The 21,461-nt window shown below is 59.5% G+C and carries 19 protein-coding genes; 5 read left to right on the forward strand and 14 right to left on the reverse strand.

All coding sequences use genetic code 11. The features are described from left to right. Window positions 1-128: 128 nt before the first annotated feature. The 4 genes from EAY64_RS17080 to EAY64_RS17095 form a co-directional block, all read right to left on the reverse strand. Entirely contained in the window at window positions 129-1,424 is a 1,296-nt protein-coding gene (locus EAY64_RS17080; RefSeq protein WP_103525944.1) for a gallate dioxygenase, read from the reverse strand. 67 nt (window positions 1,425-1,491) lie between these two features. Continuing rightward, window positions 1,492-2,817 carry an MFS transporter gene (locus EAY64_RS17085; protein WP_103525945.1) on the reverse strand — a complete coding sequence of 442 codons (1,326 nt, stop codon included), beginning with the start codon at window positions 2,815-2,817 and terminating at the stop codon, window positions 1,492-1,494. Window positions 2,818-2,900: 83 nt separating this feature from the next. Next, window positions 2,901-3,980, reverse strand: coding sequence for a 4-oxalomesaconate tautomerase (locus EAY64_RS17090; protein ID WP_226034461.1), 1,080 nt, complete (start codon window positions 3,978-3,980; stop codon window positions 2,901-2,903). A 185-nt stretch (window positions 3,981-4,165) separates the two neighbouring features. Next, window positions 4,166-5,080, reverse strand: coding sequence for a LysR family transcriptional regulator (locus EAY64_RS17095; protein WP_103525947.1), 915 nt, complete (start codon window positions 5,078-5,080; stop codon window positions 4,166-4,168). A 194-nt stretch (window positions 5,081-5,274) separates the two neighbouring features. Here EAY64_RS17095 and EAY64_RS17100 point away from each other — a divergent pair, with 194 nt between their 5' ends. Beyond that, window positions 5,275-6,582, forward strand: coding sequence for a LysR family transcriptional regulator (locus EAY64_RS17100; protein WP_158604718.1), 1,308 nt, complete (start codon window positions 5,275-5,277; stop codon window positions 6,580-6,582). 142 nt (window positions 6,583-6,724) lie between these two features. On the opposite strand, the gene EAY64_RS17105 is transcribed toward EAY64_RS17100, so the two are convergent. The 5 genes from EAY64_RS17105 to EAY64_RS17125 all read right to left on the reverse strand — a co-directional run bounded on the left by EAY64_RS17105 (window position 6,725) and on the right by EAY64_RS17125 (window position 13,143). Next, the gene (locus EAY64_RS17105; protein WP_103525949.1) at window positions 6,725-8,266 is read right to left on the reverse strand and encodes a DUF3138 family protein; all 1,542 of its coding nucleotides are present in this window, start codon (window positions 8,264-8,266) and stop codon (window positions 6,725-6,727) included. A 33-nt stretch (window positions 8,267-8,299) separates the two neighbouring features. Next, on the reverse strand, window positions 8,300-9,394 hold the full coding sequence (locus EAY64_RS17110; RefSeq protein ID WP_103525950.1) for an extracellular solute-binding protein: 1,095 nt from the start codon (window positions 9,392-9,394) through the stop codon (window positions 8,300-8,302). 77 nt (window positions 9,395-9,471) lie between these two features. After that, window positions 9,472-11,091: an amidohydrolase gene (locus tag EAY64_RS17115; protein ID WP_103525951.1), complete on the reverse strand. Its 1,620-nt coding sequence runs from the start codon at window positions 11,089-11,091 to the stop codon at window positions 9,472-9,474. Between the two features lie 125 nt (window positions 11,092-11,216). Next, window positions 11,217-12,038: a helix-turn-helix transcriptional regulator gene (locus EAY64_RS17120; RefSeq protein WP_199107537.1), complete on the reverse strand. Its 822-nt coding sequence runs from the start codon at window positions 12,036-12,038 to the stop codon at window positions 11,217-11,219. Between the two features lie 304 nt (window positions 12,039-12,342). Beyond that, window positions 12,343-13,143, reverse strand: a complete 801-nt coding sequence (locus EAY64_RS17125; RefSeq protein ID WP_199734479.1) for an acyl-CoA thioesterase — start codon at window positions 13,141-13,143, stop codon at window positions 12,343-12,345. A gap of 111 nt (window positions 13,144-13,254) precedes the next feature. Here EAY64_RS17125 and EAY64_RS20440 point away from each other — a divergent pair, with 111 nt between their 5' ends. Both EAY64_RS20440 and EAY64_RS17130 read left to right on the forward strand, forming a co-directional pair. Further along, the gene (locus tag EAY64_RS20440) at window positions 13,255-13,533 is read left to right on the forward strand and encodes a type 1 glutamine amidotransferase family protein (RefSeq protein ID WP_158604719.1); all 279 of its coding nucleotides are present in this window, start codon (window positions 13,255-13,257) and stop codon (window positions 13,531-13,533) included. Then, complete coding sequence (locus EAY64_RS17130) at window positions 13,505-14,125, forward strand: GlxA family transcriptional regulator (protein ID WP_158604720.1); 621 nt, start codon at window positions 13,505-13,507, stop codon at window positions 14,123-14,125. Before EAY64_RS20440 ends, EAY64_RS17130 begins: the two co-directional genes overlap by 29 nt. Window positions 14,126-14,172: 47 nt before the next feature. On the opposite strand, the gene EAY64_RS17135 is transcribed toward EAY64_RS17130, so the two are convergent. Further along, window positions 14,173-14,676 (reverse strand): SRPBCC family protein, encoded by a 504-nt coding sequence (locus tag EAY64_RS17135; RefSeq protein ID WP_103525954.1) that lies wholly within the window; start codon window positions 14,674-14,676, stop codon window positions 14,173-14,175. Between the two features lie 114 nt (window positions 14,677-14,790). Between EAY64_RS17135 and EAY64_RS17140 the strand changes: the two genes are divergently transcribed. After that, window positions 14,791-15,723, forward strand: a complete 933-nt coding sequence (locus tag EAY64_RS17140; RefSeq protein ID WP_103525955.1) for a LysR family transcriptional regulator — start codon at window positions 14,791-14,793, stop codon at window positions 15,721-15,723. A gap of 189 nt (window positions 15,724-15,912) precedes the next feature. Here the strand turns inward: EAY64_RS17140 and EAY64_RS17145 are convergent, their stop codons facing one another. The 4 genes from EAY64_RS17145 to EAY64_RS17160 form a co-directional block, all read right to left on the reverse strand. Then, window positions 15,913-17,112, reverse strand: coding sequence for an EAL domain-containing response regulator (locus EAY64_RS17145; protein ID WP_103525956.1), 1,200 nt, complete (start codon window positions 17,110-17,112; stop codon window positions 15,913-15,915). Between the two features lie 503 nt (window positions 17,113-17,615). Next, the gene (locus EAY64_RS17150) at window positions 17,616-18,293 is read right to left on the reverse strand and encodes a type 1 glutamine amidotransferase domain-containing protein (RefSeq protein ID WP_103525957.1); all 678 of its coding nucleotides are present in this window, start codon (window positions 18,291-18,293) and stop codon (window positions 17,616-17,618) included. Between the two features lie 48 nt (window positions 18,294-18,341). Then, window positions 18,342-19,760: a coniferyl aldehyde dehydrogenase gene (locus EAY64_RS17155; RefSeq protein ID WP_103525958.1), complete on the reverse strand. Its 1,419-nt coding sequence runs from the start codon at window positions 19,758-19,760 to the stop codon at window positions 18,342-18,344. Window positions 19,761-19,800: 40 nt separating this feature from the next. Beyond that, window positions 19,801-20,232, reverse strand: coding sequence for an organic hydroperoxide resistance protein (locus EAY64_RS17160; RefSeq protein ID WP_103525959.1), 432 nt, complete (start codon window positions 20,230-20,232; stop codon window positions 19,801-19,803). 115 nt (window positions 20,233-20,347) lie between these two features. On the opposite strand from EAY64_RS17160, the gene EAY64_RS17165 reads away from it, so the two are divergent. Beyond that, window positions 20,348-21,262 carry a LysR family transcriptional regulator gene (locus tag EAY64_RS17165; RefSeq protein ID WP_103525960.1) on the forward strand — a complete coding sequence of 305 codons (915 nt, stop codon included), beginning with the start codon at window positions 20,348-20,350 and terminating at the stop codon, window positions 21,260-21,262. Window positions 21,263-21,461 lie beyond the last annotated feature (199 nt).

A 21,461-nucleotide genomic window follows, 5' to 3' on the forward strand; every position in this document is an offset into this window, starting at 1 on the left:
TCGATCTGGCGTTTGCGCCAGTCTTCCAGCGCCTTGGGAGCGGTGGTGTAGTGACCGTGGATGTCGATGATCATGGTGTGATTCCTTGTTGTCTTGCCGCCGCCCTGTGGGCAGCGGCTGTGCAATGCTCAGCCCTGCTTGTTCTGGTCCCAGGCCAGCGCGCCAGCATCCTTGCCGGTAACCGAATACAGCGCGCCCGGCGCATTGCGGGTGGCTTGAAACTGTTCCAGCGTCTGGCCGCGCATGGCGGCGTAAATATGCAGATTGGACACACCCACTACCGCACCCAGTTTTTCCAGGCCGAAGAAAATCACCCCGTAGCGGATCAGCGCATCCCAGTCGCGCCGCTGCAGCATGTCAGCTTCTTCGGCCGTCAGCCCGGCCTTGGCATACGCCGCTTGCGGGTCATTAAGGAATAGTTCGCGGTGTGCCGGGTCCACCATGTCGCGCAGGAATTTGTTCAGGCGATAGGTGCGCAGGCTGGCCTCCAGCGTGAAGGGATGGGTGCCGCTGAGGGCTTCCGCTCCGGCCAGTTCGCGCGCCATGGTGTGGCGCAGGTCGGCCGTGCGCGGCTTGGGCAGCGGCAGGCTGGCGTTTTCGTAAATGGCGGTGGCGATCCCGGTCATCGACGGCAGGTAGTAGGTCTGGTGGATTTTCTTTACCTGTGCCGACAGCGCGCCGCGCATGATCAGCCACATGATGACTTCCGCCCCTTCCATGCCGCCCAGCTCGGCGTAGTCGGCCAGCGTCAGCCGGGTGAGCGCCTGCGGGTCTTTTTCGAACAGTTCCAGGAACTGCAGATCCCATTCCGGGTTATTGAAGCCGCAGCGCGCACCATGCACCTGGTGCGACAGACCGCCGGTAGCGACGATGGCCACTTTCAGGTCTTCCGGATAGCTTTCGATGGCATCGCGCAGCGCCTTGCCCAGCTTGTAACAGCGCGCGGCGGACGGCACCGGGAACTGCAACACCCCCACTGCCAGCGGCACGATGGGCACATCCCAGTCGCTCTTGCCATTGTTGAGCATGGACAGCGGCGACAGGCAGCCGTGATCCAGCTTCTTGTCCTGGAAGAAAGACATGTCGAATTCGGCTGCCATCAGGCTGTGGCCGATATGGCGCGACAGCGCGGCGTGGCCGGCCACCGGCGGCAGATCGCGTGCACCACCGCCCTCGTCCGCCACTTCGTAACGCTGGTCTATGCCCAGGGTGAAGGCGGAGTAATGGTCGAAAAAGAAAGACGTGACATGGTCGTTGTAAATCATGAACAGCACATCCGGCTTTTTCTCAGCCAGCCAGGCCTTGACCGGGGCAAAGGCCTCAAAAATGGGCGCCCATACCGGGTCGTCCTGCTTGTTGCGGTCCACCGCGAAGCCGATGGTTGGAGTATGGGAACAGGCGATGCCGCCGATGATGGTTGCCATATCAAGTCTGCCTTGTGTTATTGAGTGCAAGGGGCGGTAGCCGCACTACCGCCGCCGTAGTGAAAAATCAGGCTTGCGCGCTGCCTTGCCGGTTACCGCCCAAAATGGCCGCTGCGGCAATCACCGCCGGAATCGCCAGCGCGAGGAAGATGGACTCGAAACCCCAGCCCAGGCTCAGCAGCACGCCGCCGATGGACGAACCCAGAATGCTGCCCAGGCGGCCGACGCCCAGCATCCAGCTCACACCCGTGGCACGGGCCATGGTGGGATAGCAGCCGGGGGCATAAGCATTGAGGCCGGTTTGTGCACCGCTCAGGCAGAAGCCGGTGGCCAGGATGGCCAGCACGATCCAGGCCGAATTCAAGCCGCTGCTACCCAGTACCAGCAGCGCCACGCCGCCCAGCAAGTAAGACGCGCTGATCACGCGGCTGGGCTTGATGCGGTCCATGGCAAAGCCCACCACGATGGCGCCCACGGTGCCACCCAGCTGGAACATCGCGGTCAGGGTGGAGGCACGGTCGATCGAGATGCCGGCGTCCTTCATCATGGTGGGCAGCCAGCTGGTGGTGAGGTAGATCACCAAGAGGCCCATGAAGTAGGTCAGCCACAGGCTGAAGGTTTTCAGCGCATAACCGCGGGAAAACAGCACGCCCAACGGTTGCTTGGCGCTGACCGGGGCTTCTTGCGAAACAAATACCTGATAGCTGTCCAGCTTCACCTGACACACGCGCGCGAGCAGCGGGCGCACGCGCTCGGCCGGTGCACCCTTGCCCACCAGATAACGGGCGGATTCAGGCAGCAGGAAGAACATGAAAGGCAGCAGGATAAGCGGCATCAGGCCGCCAAAGGTCAGCACCGCCTGCCAGCCAAAGCGCGGAGTCAGCCAGGCAGCGGCAAAGCCGATGGCCGCCGAGCCCAGGTTGAAGCCGGTAAACATGGTGGCAATCACCGAAGAACGAATGCGCTCCGGAATGTATTCGGAGATCAGCGTAGTGGTATTGGGCATGGCAGCACCCAGCGCGAGGCCGGTGACAAAGCGCAGCGCGGCCATCCCTTGCGGGCTGGTGGCATGAGCCGTGGCCAGCGTCGCCAGGCCAAAGCCCAGTACCGAGCCCAGCAACACCTTGCGCCGGCCAAACCAGTCCGCCGAAGAGCCGGCCAGCAAGGCACCCACCGCCAGGCCGATGGGAGCAGCGCCCATCACCACACCAAAGGCCGGACGCGAGATATGCCACTCACCCAGAATGCTGGGCGCAACAAAGCCCATGATGGCCACATCCATGCCATCCACGGCCACGATAAGAAAACACAAGACCACCAGCCCCCATTGAAAGGCCGACATCTTGCGCGCGTTGATAAACTCGCGCACGTCCAGTACTTCAGCTTGTTTCATGAATCTCTCCTGTTGCGAACGTTGGGCGCAGATCGTGCCGCGCCACATGATTTTTTCTTGTCAGTCTATGAAATCAGCCGCGTCTAGCCACGCGGCAGCAATACCTCTCCGCGAAACAGCGGTCGAGCGGTACGGATCAGCGCCACCGCAGGTGCGGCATCGCCTTGCGGCGTCAGGCGGATAGTGAATTCACCGCTGGGGTGCTCCACCGAAACCGCCTCACCGCCAGCCAGCACGGCCAGGCCAGCGGCCACCGTGGCCGGGTCGACACAGGCGGTGGCCACCGAGGCAGCGCCCAGCACGCCAATGGCGTCGTGGCATTTTTTCGGAATGAAAGTACGGGTATGAATGGCCCCGCCAGCAATCGGCGCGGCAATCAGCGTCATCTTGGGTACTACGCGATGGCTGACATCGCCCAGCCCCATGCGCGGGCCGATGGCCAGGCGGATGGCTTCCAGCTGCTGCTTGAAACTGTCGTGGGCGTCCAGCTCGGCCGGGCTTTCATAACCGCTGATGCCCAGATCGGCAGCCCGCAGCAGCACCACCGGCATGCCGTTGTCGATGCAGGTGACCGGAACGCCGTTGACCACATCCTGCGCCTGCCCGGTGGGATAGAGCGCTCCGCAGGAGGAGCCGGCCACATCGGCAAAACGCAGTTCGATGGCGGCGGCACTGCCGGGTACGCCGCTGATGCGGGTAGTACCCTGGTAGCTCACCTTGCCGCCCGGGGTGGGCAGCACGGCTTCACACAGCGACTGGGTATTCACCATGTGAATGCGCACGCGGGTTTCGCCATCAGCACAGGGCAGCAGCCCCTCTTCCAGTGCAAACGGCGCCACCCCGGCCAGGATATTGCCGCAGGTGGGCGCGTAGTCGATGCGATTGGCCCCGATCACCAGTTGGCCGAACAGATAATCGATATCGGCATCGTCACGACTGGAGGGAGAAATGATGGCGATCTTGGTGGTCAGCGGATGGGCACCGCCAATGCCGTCGATCTGGCGCAAGTCGCTGCCATCCATGGCGGCCAGTAGCAGGCGGTCACGGCTGGCCGGGTCGGCTGGCAGGTCTGCCGCGTGAAAGAATGCCGCCTTGGACGTACCGCCGCGCATCCACACGCAGGGCAGCGCCTGCAGGCCACTGTATCGTGCTGTCGAATTCATGCTCATCCTCCGCATTGCCTGGGCAAATTTCTTCTCGTGCCAACAATATATGCGGAGGGAGCCGGGCCGACTTTGCCCCTTCGTGACTGTGCATTCTCATTTTGTGACAGCGGCCAGCCAGTTTTTTCGATGGCCGCCCGCCGGCACAAGCAGCGGCAGCTTGCTCGCCGCACACGCGGGAATGCTCAGGACAACAGGCTGTCGCCGCGATTGATGTGATGGGCAGCGCGATGCAGATGGGTCAGCAAATGGCGCACCACCGGGGCCAGTGCCAGCTCCTGGCGCAAGATGGCGCCCACCTGCAGCGGCAGGCCGGCTTCGGCCAGTGCAATGGGGGCAACATAATTGGCCAGCCATGGCTGGTGGGCGATCTGCTGCGGCAGCAAAGCCACGTAATCGCCAGTGGACACCAGCGACAGCAAGGCCAGGGTGGAATTGACCAGCGCGCCTTGCTGCGGTGCCTCCAGGCCATTGCGTTCGAACAGGGCCCGTGCATAACCGGAATGGCTGTTGGTACCGGTATACACCCAGGGTGCCTGCTGTAAATCCTGCAAACTCTTTGCTTGCAACCAGCGGCTGCCCTTGCGTGCGGTCGGAATCATTGTGGTGGCCAGCAAGGGCTCAACATAGAACTCGCCGGCAGACAGGTCATCCGGAATGCCACCCACGGTGATGTCGACCTCGCCGCTACGCAGTTTTTGCAATTGCGCCACATACAGCTCTTCGCTGATGCGCAACTGAATCTGCGGAAACTCACGCACAAAGGTGCGCATGGCCTCCGGTATCAGCAGCATCACGGCCAATGGCACTGCGCCAATATGCAGTTTGCCCACCAGGTGACCACCGATCTGGCTGATTTCATCGGCTGCGGCATCCAGCTCGTGGCGCGCCCGCACCGCCCGCTCATACAACACCCGGCCTTGCGCCGTGGGCTGCACCCCGCGTGAGGAGCGCACCAGCAATGGCGCAGCCAGTTCCAGCTCCAGTTCGCGGATCATCCGGGTCAGCGCCGGTTGCGAGCAAGCAAGCCGCCGGGCTGCCGCACGCATGCTGCCCTCTTCCACGGCAGCGATCAGCGCCGCCAGTGTTGCCAGTTTCATTCTTCCCTCCTCACCAGTCATTCCCACCGGCCCTGGCGATCAACAAAGCTGATCGCCAGCACAGTTTTAGCATCTTTGATGAATCGCACCTTAGCCGCAGAATGCCCCACAAAGCAAAAAAACCTCCGGTTCGCTCGGGTGCGCCAACGAAACGCCCGGTGATCACGGACCTTGCATTGATGGAGGAGAGACTCATGACCACCCCTGCCGCCCGCGCGGACCGGGATGACGTGTTGCGCTATCTGTGCGTATTTCTGTCAGTAGCACATACAGGCAGCGTCACCCGTTCATCCGAGCAGATTTTCAAGGCCGCCTCGGCCATCACCCGAGCCCTGACCCAGATGGAGCAATTGCTGGGCGTCAGCCTGTTCGAACGCCGCCCGCGCGGCATGTTGCTCAATGCCTATGGCGAAGCCGTCCATTTGCGGGCACGGCGCATTCAGGCCGAAATCCGCCAGGCAGCAACAACCTTGTGTAACGGCCAGAGCACCAGGAAAGATCCGGCCGTCCTCACCCAGTTACTGCTATCCGGTAACAAATTGCGCGTTTTTGTCAGTCTGGCCAGCCATGGCCAGATTGCTGCCAGCTGCCACCATCTGGGCATGAGCAAATCCGGCATCAGCATGTCGCTGGCACGGCTGGAAGAATCGGTGGGCCAGCCGCTATTCCAGCGCACGGCACAAGGACTGGTCGTCAGCGAAGCGGCCGAGCCATTGCTGCTGCATGCAAAACGGGTGTTTGCCGAAGTGCGCCACATGCAGGCCGACCTGATGGCGCTGCAAGGCAGCGTCGAGGGCTGTATCACGGTGGGGGCCTTGCCATTGGGCCGCACGCGCCTGCTGCCGCTGGCCATCGTGCATCTTTTGCAAAAATATCCCGGCATACAGATCAAGACACGCGAAAGCTCTTACGAAGAGCTGGCACGCGACCTGGGCTGTGGCGACATCGACTTCATCTTTGGCGCACTGCGGCCGCAAGAGGAAAACCGGCAGTTGGTCAGCGAAGCCTTGTTTGTCGATCAGGTACGCATTTTCTGCCGCGCCAATCACCCGCTGACCCGCACGCCGGGCCACCTCAGCCTGGCCACCCTGCAGCACAACGGCTGGATCCTGCCCCGGCAGGACTCTCCCGCACGGCGGGCCCTGGTCAGGTCGTTTACCCGCCAAGGACTCAGCGCCCCGCAGCCCTCGGTGGAAAGTGGTGACCTGGCCGTCGTGCGCAATCTGCTGACCCACAGCGATCTGCTGACGGCCTGCTCACCCCATCAACTACGCTATGAAATGGAAAAAGGGGACATTGTCGAATTGAATGTCGACCTGGGCGACGCCGAGCGAAGCATAGGAATTATCCAGCGCTCCGGCTGCCACCCTCCTCCCGCCATGCAGGCACTGCTGGAGGAAGTGCGCAAGATATGCGCCAGCGACCTGCTGCCATGCAGTCCGCCAGCAGCGAGCTACACACCCCGCCGGACGGCAGAACTGGCGCAACACTGTGTCAGCTAGCGGTCGGGCAGCCCGGCTGGCGCCGTATCTGCGGCCAATGGTTCTGGCAAAGGGAAATGGCTGGATTGGGTTGACCAGGGGCCGGCGGCGCTGATACGGCCACCATCCCGCCAACATAGGCGGGATGGTGTGAGCCAGGCGATCAGAAGGAGTAAATGAACTGCGTGGCAAAAATATCGTTATTGCGCGACAGGCTGCCATCGTTGCGCTGGAACACCGCATTGCTGGCAAAGTCGTGACGATATTCCACTTTCACCGTCATCTTGTCGGTCGGGTAGAACAACAGGTCCAGTGCAATGTCGCCGCGGTTGGTCCCCTTGCAGTCCATGCCATTATTGCTTGAGGCATTCAGGCATTGCTGGTCCACCCCCCAGCCGCTGGTGGGATTGATGCTGGCAGTGTTCCCGCTCAAGCCGTACAGGATGCCGCTGCCACCGCCTCCGTTGCGGCTGTTGTTCAGGTAATCAAAGCGCAGCACCGTGCCCACCTTGCCCAGCCAGTCGGTATGCCATTTCTTGCTGCCCAGCAGGGAAAAGCCATACCACTGTGCCATGCCGCCATTCCAGGCCGCGTGGGCCTGCTGGCCGTAGTCGACCTGGGCGTTGTACTGGATGTCCGCCCAGGTATAGGTCAGGTCGGCCTCGGCATAGGCATAGCGGCCAAACGGCGAGGACAGATTGCACTGATAACCATAGCCACCACTGCAGCTGGACGGGGTGAACAGGGTTTGCCGGCCAATATTGGCGGAAAAGCCCAAATCCAGCGAAGTGGTGTACTGGTAATCCACCCGCGCCGCCAGCGTGGGCGTGCTGTTACTGCTACTGCGGCCATTCTGCCCGCTGACCACCGCCCCGGCCGACTTGAGCTGCTCGTTGGCCAGCATGAATTGCCACAGTGTCTGGTAGTTGTTGGTAAACAACTTGTAGTTCATGCCCAGATAGGAAGCGGGCTCGCTGAAATCAAACAGCAGGTTGTGGGTAAGGGTTTGCGTCTGACTGGTGGGATTAGGCTCATAGCCGGCCAGGCTGGGCAACAGACCCAGCTGCAAGGTGTCGGTGCTGCTTAGCGGCAGGTTGACATTCGCCTGATTGAAAATGCTGTTGGTCAACCCGCCACTTTCGCTGCTGAAACTGGCACCACTGCCCCGGTCCGGCTGGATCACCAGCTCGACACTGGGCGCCTCTGGCCCTACGCCAAAGGTCTTCTTGATGTCCAGATAGACATCGCCCAGATTGCTGTCGTAATAGTTGTAGGCACCGTTCTTGTTAAGAAAATGGAAGCTGGCGGAGTTGCTGTTGCGGTTGTACAGAAACATCGGATCCACAAAGCCGGTCACGCTCAGCCCGGCTATCGGCCCGGTCTGCGCCGCTTCGCTCAGCGTATCCACCTTGATCTTGAGACTGTTCACTGTTTGCTTGAGGGTTTCCGGCTCGTCGGCCGCATCGGCCGGCGGCGTACCGGCATTGACCGGGGCCGGGACCGCATCTGCCGTCACCCCCAGTTGCTGCTGCAGGTTTTGCACTTGCTGTTGCAGCAAGGGAATCTGCGCATTGCTTTGCTGCAAGGCTTTGATTTGCTGCTCCAGGGCTTCCAGTTTTTGCAGCAAGGGCGAGGTGGCCTCGCTGGCGGCCTGGGCACAGACCGGCAGCGCCATGATGGCCAGGGCGATATGTTTCAGTTGCATGATGAGCTTCCCCGAGTGACTGATGCGTGGTGCTTAGTGGGTTTTCAGTTCCTGCCACAGCCGGGTTTCCAGCCGCATGATTTCAGTAGGCAAGGCACGTACGGTGAACAGCTTCTTCATCTCGGCCGCGCTCGGGTAGACCGTCGGGTCGGATAGCACCTCCGGCTTGATCAGTGGCTTGGCTGCCGGTACGGCAGTGGGGTAAAAGGTTTCATTACTCAGCGCCGCTGCTTCGTTGGCCGAAATGACATGGTTGATCCATTTCATCGCGGCATCGACATTCGACGCAGTCTTGGGAACTGCCATCACGTCAAACCAGATCACGCTGCCCTCCTTGGGCAGGATGTACTGGATGGTGTAAGGCTTGTGCGCGGCCTGTGCGGCCAGGCGGGCGGTATTCACATCACCGGAGTAACCGAAGGCCATACAGATATCGCCACTGGCCAGATCGGGTGCGTAGCTGCTGGAGTTGAATTGGCCGATATAAGGGCGGATGGTTTTCAGCAGCTTGAATACCTCCTGGTAATCCGCCGGATTGGTACTGAGCGGGTTCTTTTTCAGGTAGTACAAGCCCATGCCGAATACGTCCACCGGCGAATCCAGCACCGACACACCACACTTGGACAGCTTGGCCATGTACTTGGGGTCAAACAACATGTCCCAGGTATTGAGCGGCACGCCCTTGCCCAGCACGGTCTCCACTTTTTGCAGGTTGATACCGATGCCATCCGTCCCCCAGTTCAGCGGAACACCATATTGATTACCCGGGTCGCTGCTTTCCAGAATCTTCATCAGCACCGGATCAAGCTTGGCCAGATTGGGAATCTTGCTCTTGTCCAGTTTGCGGAACAGTCCAGCCTGCAACTGGCGGCCAAAGTAGGCATCCGATGGCACCACCACGTCGTAACCGGAATTACCCACCAGCAGCTTGCTCATCAGCGTGTCATTGCTGTCGAACTCCTGGTAGCGCACCTTGATGCCGGTTTGCTTGAGGAAGTTGGCATTGCTGTCTTTGGCCAGGCTATTGCCCCAGTTGTAGACATTGACCTGGCCGGCATCGGCAGCCGCATGGCCAGAAACGCTGCCCAGCAGGGCCAGCGCACAACAGGTATGGATCAGTTTTCTCATTTCTCAGCCTTTGTCGTTATCGCCGCTCTACAGGCGGCATGGTGGGTACAACACAATCAATCAGTCGCGGCCATCGCTCAGTTTGGGCTGGCGCGATACACCGTTTCACCGCGGAACACCGTGGCCTGCACCAGCGAATGGTTCAGCCCGGAGAGCGGCAGCGCGAAGATATTGCCGGCCAGAATGACAAAATTGGCCTCATTGCCCGGCAGCAGGCCGCAGCACTCATCCAGCCGCAACGCATGGCTGGCATTCAGGGTGTGGGCTTGCAGCATGACTTGCAGGTCCAGCCGTTCGTCGGGATTCCATGGCATGGCTGCGGGATGATCCGCCGGCAGATGGGTGACACCGGTTTGCATGATTTCCAGCGGGTCCATGGTGGAAACCGGCCAATCCGAACCGCCAGCCAGCATGGCACCGGCATTGCGCAGGCTGCGGAAGGGATAGCTGCGCCCTGCCCGCTCGCTGCCCAGAATGTCGCAGTACAGCGCTTGCAAGGCCGGCGCGGCCGCCGTCCACAAAGCCTGCACGCTGGCAATGGCCCCCAACGGCGCAAAGCGGGGCATGTCGTCCGGGTGTACCAGCTGCAAATGCGCCAGCTGGGCGCGGCGCTCGCGCGGGCCATTGCAGCTGGCAGCCCATTCCAGCGCGTCCAGGGCCATGCGCACGGCGCGATCCGCCAGGGTATGGAAATGCAGGTCGAAACCAGCCGCGTCGGCCATGGCGACGATTTCATTCAGTGCCGGCTGCTGCCACAAGGCCAGGCCGCTGTCGTCGGTGCCGGGGTAAGGTTCCAGTAGCGCGGCAGTACGCGATTCGGTCACGCCATCAATGAAGATTTTCACCGTGTGCACATGCAGGGTGTCGCCCTCGTAGCGCTGTTTCCACTCACGAAAACGGGCAATCTGCACTGCCGGATCATGACGCGGCGTAGCCAGCAAGCCGGCACTGACATGCAGCTTGAGGCTGCCGGCATCGCGGGCGTTGGCATAAGCCTGTAGCAGGCCTTCGTCCACACGGGCATCAAACCAGCCGGTAATGCCCAGGCGGTGTGCCATGGCAATGGCCTTGGCCAGCGATTGCGGATAGCGCGCCGGCCCCAGCTGCGGAATCAGTCCGAACAGGCGGTACAGCGCAGCCTCATGCACCACACCACTGGGCTGGCGGCTGTCCGGCTCGCGCTCGTGGATGCCGCCGCTGGGGTCGCTGGTATCGGCGCTGATGCCGGCCGCCGCCAGCCCGGCGCTATTCAGGCAGCCACTGTGCACGTCGTGCCCCAGCAGCAGCAGCGGGCGGTCGGCCAGTGCGACGTCAAGTTGCTGGCGGGTGGGATAGCTGCCGAATACGTTTAAATCAATGCCGCCGAGAAATACCCATTGCTCGTCCGCCTGTGCCAAAGCGGCTTCGCGGATGAGTTGCAGCACGCCTTCGGCACTATCGGCGCGCTCCAGGTCGGTATCGCCCACCATCTGCTGGCCTTCCAGCGGATGGGCATGGCCATCGACAAAAGCGGGGATGATCTGCTTGCCAGCAAGGTCGATCTGCTCGGTCTGGCTGCCGGCCATGGCGCGTATGGTCTGGTCATCGCCGCTGGCGATGATCTTGCCACCGCCAATGGCCAGCGCACTGTGCATGGCGCTGAAGTCGTTGCCGGTATGGATGCTGCCGTTGTAATAGATTTTTTCGGGATACTGCATGCCTGCCTCCTGATTCATGACCAACACAGGGTCATGCGTCAGGAGGCTGTTGCGCCCTGGGGCAGAACCGTGTGCAACCGGTTCTGATCATGGCGGGAGGGCGACAAGCTGTCTGTCCTCGTATTTCAGGACAAAGCGGCAGGCTGATGGTGACGCTGCTCCACGGCCACGCACCAGGCAAACAGTTCGGACTTGCTGGCCACACCAATCTTGGTCAGCGCACGCTCCATATAGGTGCGTACGCTGCACGGGCTGATCGAGACATGTTCGGCAATCTGCGGCACCGACCAGCCTTGCAGCATGGCATGACAGATCAGCCGTTCGCGTGCTGACAACTGCTTGCCGGCCAGCTGCAGGCAGCGATCAAAATAGTGCAGCAGCACATCTTGCGCTGGTGCAATACAGGGCGAACTGAGCCGTGCATGCTGCGCCAGGAGCGGCATCAGAAAATGGCAGGTCTGGCGTAAGCGGCCCAGCTCGGCCAGGGTAAAGGAAGGGGTATTGCGACAGCGGAAAATCGACAGCAGGTACACATAGTCGGTTTCACAGCCCAGCAGGCTGCACTCCTCGCCCAGCGGGCTTTGCGCGATCATGCGGCCATAGGCTGTGGGCGGATAGTGCTCATTGCGTGACAACACCAGCTGCGGGTCCTGCACCTGTTCGATGAATTGCAGCAACTGCTGGTCCTGCTTCCATTCCATATCGCGCTGGTATAGCGACAAGGCCAGCCGGGTTTCTTCCGGATCCGCCTCGCCGGCAAAGAACAACACATCCAGCTGCTCCACCGGCTGCTGGTAGCCGCCACGGCGAAAACGCAGGGCCGTCATGTGATAGGAACTGGGGTCTACCGCACCATGCAGCCACTGCCACAAGCGCGTGGTGAACTGTGGCGTGCCCATGCTGCCCAGCAGCGCACCCGCGGTCTCCAGTGCAATCGAATGTTGCATCATGCCTCCTATCGCCAGTGGATAAGGCATATCCACTCGGCCACACTAAACCTTCTGTTTCAGATGGCCAAGTGGCAAGCATGAATCGGGCCATGAGCTGTTCTCTCCTGATGACTAGCAACCAGGGCCGTGCAAGCACCTCATCGCCCTGCTGACTGCCGGGCTTGCTGAGTCAATGAGCAAGCTGCCGCTGCTGGCTGCGCGGCCAGCGACCAATAGCGCTTTTGCCAGCCCCGCTGGCATTGCATGGGTTTCATCTAACACTGGCGATCAGGCCAGATGCCTGAGCCATCAACTCGCTGACTCAGCCAAATACCGTCACCACCTGGCGCGACAAGGCCATCAACTCGCCATCCGGCCCGTACAGATAGGCATCCTGATTGCAATAACCATCGCGGGCAGCCAGCAAGGTGGCATCCATATGCCACCAGCCCTCGGCGCTGATGGGCGGCAGGTGGCGCACGAATTCCAGCGACCAGCTCAGTGTGCTGGCCGGCGTCAGTCCCTGCAGCAGCGACAAGGCCACGGGTGGAATGGCATCTGCCAGCGCCACGATGTGTGCCTCATCCAGCACACCAGCATCACGCTGGCGTAGCTGAATGCGATTGACCGGCTGGCTGCCACCACTGAAAGGCAAGGCTCCGGCCAGCCAGCGATAAGCATAATGCTGGGTAAAGGCCGGGGTGAGGCCGGCGATATAGGGAAGTTCCTGGGCTGTCTCGCCAGCGGTGCCGAGCGGGCAGGCAGCCGGGTTCAACTGTATGGCGGAATTCCGTGACTGGCCAAAAGCGGCGATGAAGATGGCAGCAGTCTGCTCGCCGTCCAGCAGGCGGGCGCTCAGTTGGACTGCGGTTTTGCCCTGCCGCAGCAGCGTCACTTCAATCAGTATCTGGCCTGCGGCAATCGGCGCCACAAAGGTGCTGTGCAGCGACCACAAGGGCGGCAATGCCGGCAGCCATTGGCGCATGGCCCGCACCGCCAGCATGGCTTGCGCGCCACCAAACAAGGTGCGGCCCTGCGCCCAGTCATCACTTGTTTCGCAAACAAACCGCGCAACAGTAGCGTCTGCACTTTGCAGGGTGGGGATCATTTCATCGATATGCATGCTGTTTCTCTGTATGGCCGGGGCCTACCCCGTTTGTCATGCAGTGTAGCCATGGCAAACCAGCCGGCACAGTGGCAATATCGACAATATTCAGGTCAATAACGCCACCTCATGTACCAGATCAGCATCCTGCTTCCCCAGCACTGCTATGCCGGGAGCGTCACCGGTTTCATCGACATCCTGTTATTTGCCAATCAACTGGCCGAGCGCAAGGGACAGGCAGCGCTATTTGGCTGGACCCTGTGCAGCCAGCAAGCCGAGCCGGTGCAAAGCGCATCGGGCATCCTGCTGCAGGCGGATGGCGATTTCAGCCTGGCATGCGGCAGGCAAGCAGCTGCTTTCATTCTGTACCGGCATCCCCTTGCTGGCGGAAAGCGGAGTACTGAATGAGCGGCCGGCCGCCATCAGCTGGTGGCTGACCACCTGGTTTCGTAACCGCTATCCAAGAGTGCAGCTACAACCCTATGCCACCATGAGCGAAAGCCCGGGCCTGCTATGCGGCGGGGCAAGTACTTCTTATATAGAGCTGGCCTTGCATCTGGTCAGGCAGCACGGCGGGCAGGAAATCGCCCTGGCCTGTTCGCGCCTGCTGCTGACCGGGCCTCAGCACAGCAGCCAGGCACCGTATATGACCATGCAGAGCTTTGCCGGGCATGATGATGCGCTGGTACTGCGCTGTCAGTACTGGCTGCAGGACAATCTGGCCGCGCCCTTCAGTCTGGAAGCGCTGGCCGGGCATGCGCGCAGCAGCAGCCGCACGGTGATCCGCCGCTTCAACCAGGTATTGGGCGTATCCCCGCTGCGCTATTTGCAGCAGCTACGCCTGCATGCCGCCCGGCGCTGGCTGGAGGGCAGCAACTTGCCACTGGAGCAGATTGTCCAGCAGCTGGGCTATAGCGATAGCGCCAGCTTTCGTCGACTATTCCAGCGCGAGCTGCATTGCACGCCGGCAGCCTACCGCAAGCAGTTCCAGCCCGTCTGAGCCGCAGTGCCCCGGCAGGCATGGCCGTGCTTGCCCTCCCCCTCAGCTCACTGGCGTGCAGCAGCCACCATGCCATCCAGCCAGTCCTGGTGGCCGTTGATCATGGGATTCGGTTTGGCTTGTGCCAGTGCCTGGGCAGGTTTGCCGTTCTGGGTTTCCTGGGTGAGGATGCGTATCCGGCCGGCAGAGAGTTCTTCAATCAGCCAGGCGTGATGCACGTCCAGGCGGTCTTCCGCAGTGCTGCCGGCCCAGCCATGCCAGGCGATGCGCGCAGGCTGACCAGGCAGCGGCGCTACATGCTCCACCACCTGGGCCTCGACAGGAAAGCCGAAGGTTTCAAAGTAAAAACGGTCGCCAAACGCCAGCTGCGGCCCCTTGCCATCGTAGAAGCGGGCATTGGCCGAATTGGCGTAATAGCTGGGCCACAGCTGCGGGGTATTCAGCAGGGTCCAGAGTTTTTCCATCGTCACCCCGGTGACAATCACCTCATTGGAACAGTAATTGTCGGTAAAGCCGGGCACATAGCCGGCGGGCCAGATAATGTCACTCATGATGTTTTCCTTGCGGCAGTTGTAGGTAAGAAAGCTTGACTGCTACTGTACGCATCACACATCAATGAATAAATAGCCGTAAAATCACATCATCTGTTACACTAGAGAATAACCATGCCTGCATTCGATGCCACCCAGATCAGCACCATCGCCCTGTTTTGCAAAGCCGCAGAGCTGAGCAGCTTTTCCGCCGCCGCAGAAGTGTCGGGGCTGACACCTGCGTCGGTCAGTCGCGCCATCAAAAGGCTGGAAGAGCGGCTGGGTGTGCGCCTGTTCTCGCGCACCACGCGCAATGTACGGCTGACCAGCGAAGGCGAACTGTACTGGCAGGAGTGCAGACAGGCGCTGGAGCAGATTGCCGAGGCCGAACGCACCATTAGCGGCCACCAGAAAGTGCCCAGTGGCTTGCTGCGCATCAGTGTCGGCACCTTGTATGCCAATTTCCGGCTGTTGCCGCTACTACACGAATTCACGGCGACTTACCCGCAGATCGAACTGGAGCTGAGTCTGTCCAACCGGGTGGCGGACATTGTGGAAGGGGGTTACGACCTGGCCATCCGCGTGGGTACACCACAAGACTCGCGGCTGATCGTACACAAGCTGGAAGACGCCACGGTGGGCATATTTGCTACGCCAGCCTATCTGGCCCGGCACGGCGTACCACAGCAGCTGGATGATCTGGCACAGCATGATTGCCTGCAATTCATCCTGCCCACCACCGGCCGCCCCATGCCGTGGATTCTGCAAATGCCCGATGGCCAGCCACTGGACCATCAGTTCCACAGCCGCTTGCGCCTGCTGGATGATGCGCTTGGCTGCATCAGCTGGGGACAGGCCGATGGCGGATTATTCCAGACCTATCACTTCATCACCGCGCCCGCTGTGGCCCGGGGAGAGTTGCTGGAAGTGATGCAAGCCTATGGTGGAAGATCACGGCAGTTTTCCATAACCTATCCGCAGAACCGCCATCTGTCTGCCCGGGTTCGCGCGTTTGTTGATTTCCTGCTGCAGCGGCTGCGGCATCCGGCCGGCCAGCCCACGCGCTGAGGCAAGCATGATATTGCTGGCTGGCGAGTCGCCCACCCAAACGGGTAAGGTGCTGTGCCTGCAGGCCCCGGCCTTGAGCGCTTGGCCTGACAGAGCGGCCCCTGGCTCACTGTTAGCCGCGCGCAATGCGGGGCGACGTGCAGACATGCCTGCGCCAGGCAGATGAATGTGTCACAAGACAGGCTGCAGCTACATCCAGCACCCGATATCCTCACTCAGCGCAAGCCGCCCCTCGAGCTCTGAAGCCGGCACGGGCTTGCACAGCAAGAAGCCTTGCAAGTTTATATTGCGATGATGCTTGCGCAGGTAGTTCAAATCCTGTGAATTATCAATGCCCTCGGCAACCATTCTGAAACCAAGCCCATCCGCAATTTTCGCCATTCCTGAAATAATATTCTGGCTACGATTGTTTTTGTGGATATCATTGACAATGCTGCGATCAAATTTCAATTCGGTAATCGGCAAGTTTTTAATATGCTCCAGCGTAGTATGCCCAGTACCAAAATCATCCAGCGAAAGTTCAAAACCACGCATGCGCAGCCGTATTAATGCCGCCAAGGTATGTCCCGCGTTTGAAAATGCCATCGTCTCGGTTATTTCCAAAACGATTCGCGAAAAAGCAATCCTTCTCAACTCAACCTGATCAATAAGCCACTCAATAAATTCATCATCTACCAACAGCTTTCTGGATAAATTAATTGAAACCTTCAAATCACCAGCATCAGCCAGCCCTATCAGTAAATCCAGACTGGTCTGAACAATGCGACGCGTCAACAGCGAGATCATGCCTTCATGTTCAAGTGTGGCGATGAAACTGCCAGGGGGGATCACGCCATGCTGTGGATGAATCCAGCGCGCCAAAGCCTCAATCTGAACAGCTTTTTTTGATGTCAGATCATAAATTGCTTGGTAATACGCACAAAACTGATTGCGCGCAAGCCCTGTCACAATGTCAATCAAGGGTAGGTTACTATCAACTACAAAGTTGCTTGCCGACACATCCAGCAAGTTCGCTATTTCCAGCTTCAGTTCATCTTTGTCTATCGGCTTGGTCAGCTGTCCGATTCGGGTAAAACCCAACTCCTGGGCGGCCTGCTTGCTGGTTGAAAGCAAATCCGAGTAATTACCGCTAATCAAGATGAGTGCAGGAAGCTGTGGACGTCTGGCCAACTTCTCAACCAACTGAATACCATCCATATTGGGCATATGAAGATCGACAATAGCAAGATCGAGCGCCGTGGTTTCATTACTAATGTCACAAGCCTGCACACCATCATAGGCAATCCGCACCAGGACATTATCCAACTGTTCGCAAAATGATTTAAGAACAGATACTTGGCTAGGGTTATCTTCTGCAATAAGAATTTTTCTTACTGATCTGCTATTCATTGTTTTCCACAACGACAGGATGGTTTATCTGATTCTACGCCAAGGTCAACAGCGATCAACAACACATTCAATCAATTGCTTTAATTTGATCATATGTTGCAATGCACCGCAGCAAGTGACAGCACAGCATCAATTAAATGCTTTGCTTTGGTATTTATTAATGCGTTTGTGATTTTTTTTGGCTTTATATACCAATAGCGTATTACCAGAAACACAATACAACAATGTCAAACGAATATTTTTGTAAATTTACTGATCTATTTGTATTTTTGCGCGAGAAGTGGGCACTGCGGCTGCCTGATGGGCTCTTGTGAAAAGCTGTACCGCGGAGCGCTGTGGCGGGGAATACTGCAATGCAGGGAACGATTACCCAAGTGAACAGCAGACAGATACCAGAATACGGATGATGAGCCTCCAACCAGAACAGGCCGTGGTCGAAGACCGGCAAGGGTGGATGTAGACATGGGAAGGCGCCAGATGGCAGCGCCTTCCCATTCTTCCTGCTAGCCGAACATTTCCAAGAGTGCCTGGGCAACACCCTCGGAGCTGGCCGGATTCTGGCCGGTAATCAGGGTGCCATCCCGCACAACAAAAGGCGCCCAGTCAGGGCCCTTCTGGTAAATGGCTTGCTGACTGTTGAATTCGTCTTCGATCAGGAAAGGCACGACATCAGTCAGTTCTACCGCAGCCTCTTCACTATTGGTAAAACCGGTGACTTTTCGGCCCTTGATCAATGACTCGCCATTCGCCGCCTTGACATGGCGTAGCGCTGCCGGGGCGTGGCATACAAAACCGATCGGCTTGCCAGCACGCTCAAACGACTCGATCAATGCAATGGACTGCGCTGATTCTGCCAAGTCCCACAGCGGGCCGTGACCACCAGGGTAAAACACGGTATCGAAATCTTCCTGCTTTACCTCGGCCAACAATACTGTGCTGGCCAAGGCCTGCTGCGCCTGCGGATCGGCCTTGAAACGGTGAGTCATTTCAGTTTGAAATTCGGGCAGATCACTCTTGGGGTCGAGTGGTGGCTGGCCACCAAGCGGTGATGCCAGCACAATCCCGGCTCCTGCATCCTTGAAGGCGTAATAGGGTGCGGCGAACTCCTCCAGCCAGAAGCCGGTTTTCTTGCCAGTGTTGCCCAGTTGATCGTGCGAGGTCAGTACCATCAATACTTTCATGATCGAATATCCTTTATGCTGTGGCCCGTGTTGAGCCAGATTTCAGTGTCAGACTGTTTGCAAAAATGCTTTTACTGCTACGAGGCCGTCCTGATGCGGGGCGCGCAGACGCAGATTCGACGCGCCATCTTCGCTTTGCACCACCACCGCCTTGGCGTGGCTAAAACGCTTGAAACCATGAATGCCGTGATAGGCCCCCATGCCGGAAGCACCTACGCCGCCAAAGGGCAAGTTGTCGATGGCCGCATGGGTCATCACGTCATTGATCACCACGGCACCCGAAGTGGTGAGCTGGCTAAAAGCCTGCTGTTTCTGCTGCTCATGGCCAAAGTAATAGGCAGCCAGCGGGCGCGGATGGGCGTTGATGTACTGCAGCGCGGCATCGAAGCCGGGGATGCGCATGACCGGCAGCAGTGGCCCGAAAATTTCTTCTTGCATGATGGCCATGTCGTCGGTGGCATCCAGCACCAGGTGCGGAGCCATCTTTCTGCCGATCGGGTCAGCATCCGCCTCCCCTGCTGCGGCCAGACTGATGACCGTGGCACCTTTGGCCCGTGCATCAACCAGCAAGCCTTGTAGTCGTGCGAAATGCTGCGGGCTGATGATGGCGCTGTAATCCGGATTTTCCTGAAAACTGCGGTAGCTGCTGGCGACAAAGCTGCGTGCGGCCTCAAGCAGTCCGGCGCGATGTCGCGGCGTGAGCAGCAGGTAATCCGGTGACAGGCAGATTTGGCCGGCATTGAAAGCCTTGATGGTGAGCGTGCGGGCGATGGCGCTGTCCAGATCCGCATCGTCGTCGATCAGCACCGGCGATTTGCCACCCAGCTCCAGTGTGACGGGTACCAGGTTTTCCGCCGCCGCCCGCATCACATGCTTGCCCACGGCCGTGCTGCCGGTGAACACCAGATGATCGAAGGGCAAGGCACTGAATGCCCGGCCAATGTCGGCATCACCTTGCACCACCACCAATTCATGCGGGGCAAAGTAGTGCGCTACCAGCTCGGCCAGCAGGTCCGAAGTGCGTGGTGTCAGCTCAGAGGGTTTGAGCATGGCGGTATTACCGGCAGCAAATACCCCTGCCAACGGCCCGAATGCCAGGTTGATGGGAAAATTCCACGGACTGATGATGCCGACCACCCCCAAGGGCTGCTGCTCGATACGGGCCTGGATACCTGGCGCTCCAGCGTCTACCACTTCCGGGCGCATCCACTCACCCAGGTGTTCGGCAGCATGTTGCAAGCCCTTGATGGTGGTGATCATGTCCACCAGCAGGGTTTGATACTGACTGCGGTGGGCAAAGTCGGCGCTGATGGCATCGGCCAGTGCCTGATGGTTTTCCTGGATCAGCCGCACGCTGCGCAGCAGGCGGTCACGTCGTAATTCCAGGCTGGCCGGACCGGCGGCCAGTTGCGCGTTTTTCATGGCTTGCAGAATGTTGCGCAAGTCTTGTGGTGTTTGAGTGTCCATATGCGGTTTCTCTTTCAATGAGCCGGATGCAGCAGCCAGGTCAGATCACGTGCAATGCCACGTCGACATTGCCTCGCACGGCATTCGAGTAAGGACAGGTGGCATGTGCTGCGGCTACCAGGGCTTCCGCCTGGTTTCGCTCGATGTCGGGCAAGGCGATGCTCAGGCTGATCGCCAGGCCATAACCCCCTTCGATGCGCGGGCCAATGCTCACCTGAGCGGTGACACGGGCGCTGTCCGGTACCTTGGGATGCGCGCCCTTGCTCAGTGCGGATACTGTCTTCATGGCACTGAGAAAGCAGGCGGCGTAGCCGGCGGCAAACAGCTGTTCCGGATTATTGCCAACATCCTTGCCACCCAGTTCGCGCGGCAGACCCAGCCAGACATTCAGCGAGCCATCCGCGGTGCGGGCATAGCCATCACGGCCGCCGGTTGCAGTGGCTTCGGTTTGGTACAGGACAGTGCTCAGCATGCTTATCTCCTTGAATTCCGTTGGTTTTTGCGATGGGGGAATCATAGGGGAGACTGGCATCTGGCCGCCAACAAGGGTATTTTGGCGGGGGTATAATTTTTTTTATGGACAAGCCATGTCGCTCCTTCGTCTCCGAACCTTTATCGAGGTGTACCGTCAGCACTCGATCAGTGGCGCGGCCAGAAGCCTTAACCTGACCCAGCCGGCGGTGTCGCAACATATTGCAGGCCTGGAGGTGGCTATCGGACGGCCCTTGTTCGTAAGGCAGAGCCAGGGGGTGTTGCCCACTGCGGCAGCCGATGAACTGGCTACAGATATCGGCGACAAGCTGGATGCGGCAGAGGCGGCGCTGTCCACGGCGCGGGCACGCTCGGCGGATATCGCCGGCAATCTGCACATCATCGGTCATGCCGACTTCCTGGCGGAAAAACTGGCACCTGCCCTCGTCCCCTTGCTGAAAGAAGAAATCCGCGTGCGACTGCATGCCGGTGACGGGCCGCTGGTGACGCAGATGTTACTGGAGGAACACTACGACCTGGGTTTCTCCGCTCATCCAGTCACCGATAGCCGGCTGAAGGGAGAACTGATCCTGAGTGAGCGGATTCTGTTGGTAGCTGCACCCGCCGTGGCACAGCGGCTGAAGACAGCCAGCAATCTGGGGGAGGCACTGCTGGCAGAACCCTTGCTCGCCTACAATCTGGAGCGCTCACTGATTGACCACTGGCTGGAAAAAAACCGTATCCATGCCCCTGGGCTGATCCCTGCGCTCACCGGCCAGGATCTGCGCGGCTTGCGCAGCCTGTTGAGCCAGGGGTTCGGCTGGACCCTGTTGCCGCAGTATTTGTGCGAATCCCAGTTGCGTAGCGGACTGCTGGAAGAAATTCCACCACCACACGGTCACACCGAAATCCGCTATTACCTGATCTGGTTGCCCAGTAAATTACGGAAGCCGCGCATAGCACATGCGCGTCAGACACTGCTGTGGCAACTGCATACCCTGTCTGGAAAGGCAGATACAAGCAATACATAGGCTTGCTCAGCCTGGGGCGGGACAAAGCGACAGATCAGCACTGACACGATCCGCCTGCTGAACACGGCAATGATCAGGTCCTTCGCCCCATTCCAATGCTTTTGCCAGCGCCATAAAAATTCCCCCGCCATTCCCCTGCAATATTGCAGGGAAACAGACGGGGGAACGTTTTGATACCGATACTGCAGTCTTACAGCAC

This window comes from Aquitalea palustris, assembly GCF_003693445.1.
GTDB classification, from domain to species: domain Bacteria; phylum Pseudomonadota; class Gammaproteobacteria; order Burkholderiales; family Chromobacteriaceae; genus Aquitalea; species Aquitalea palustris.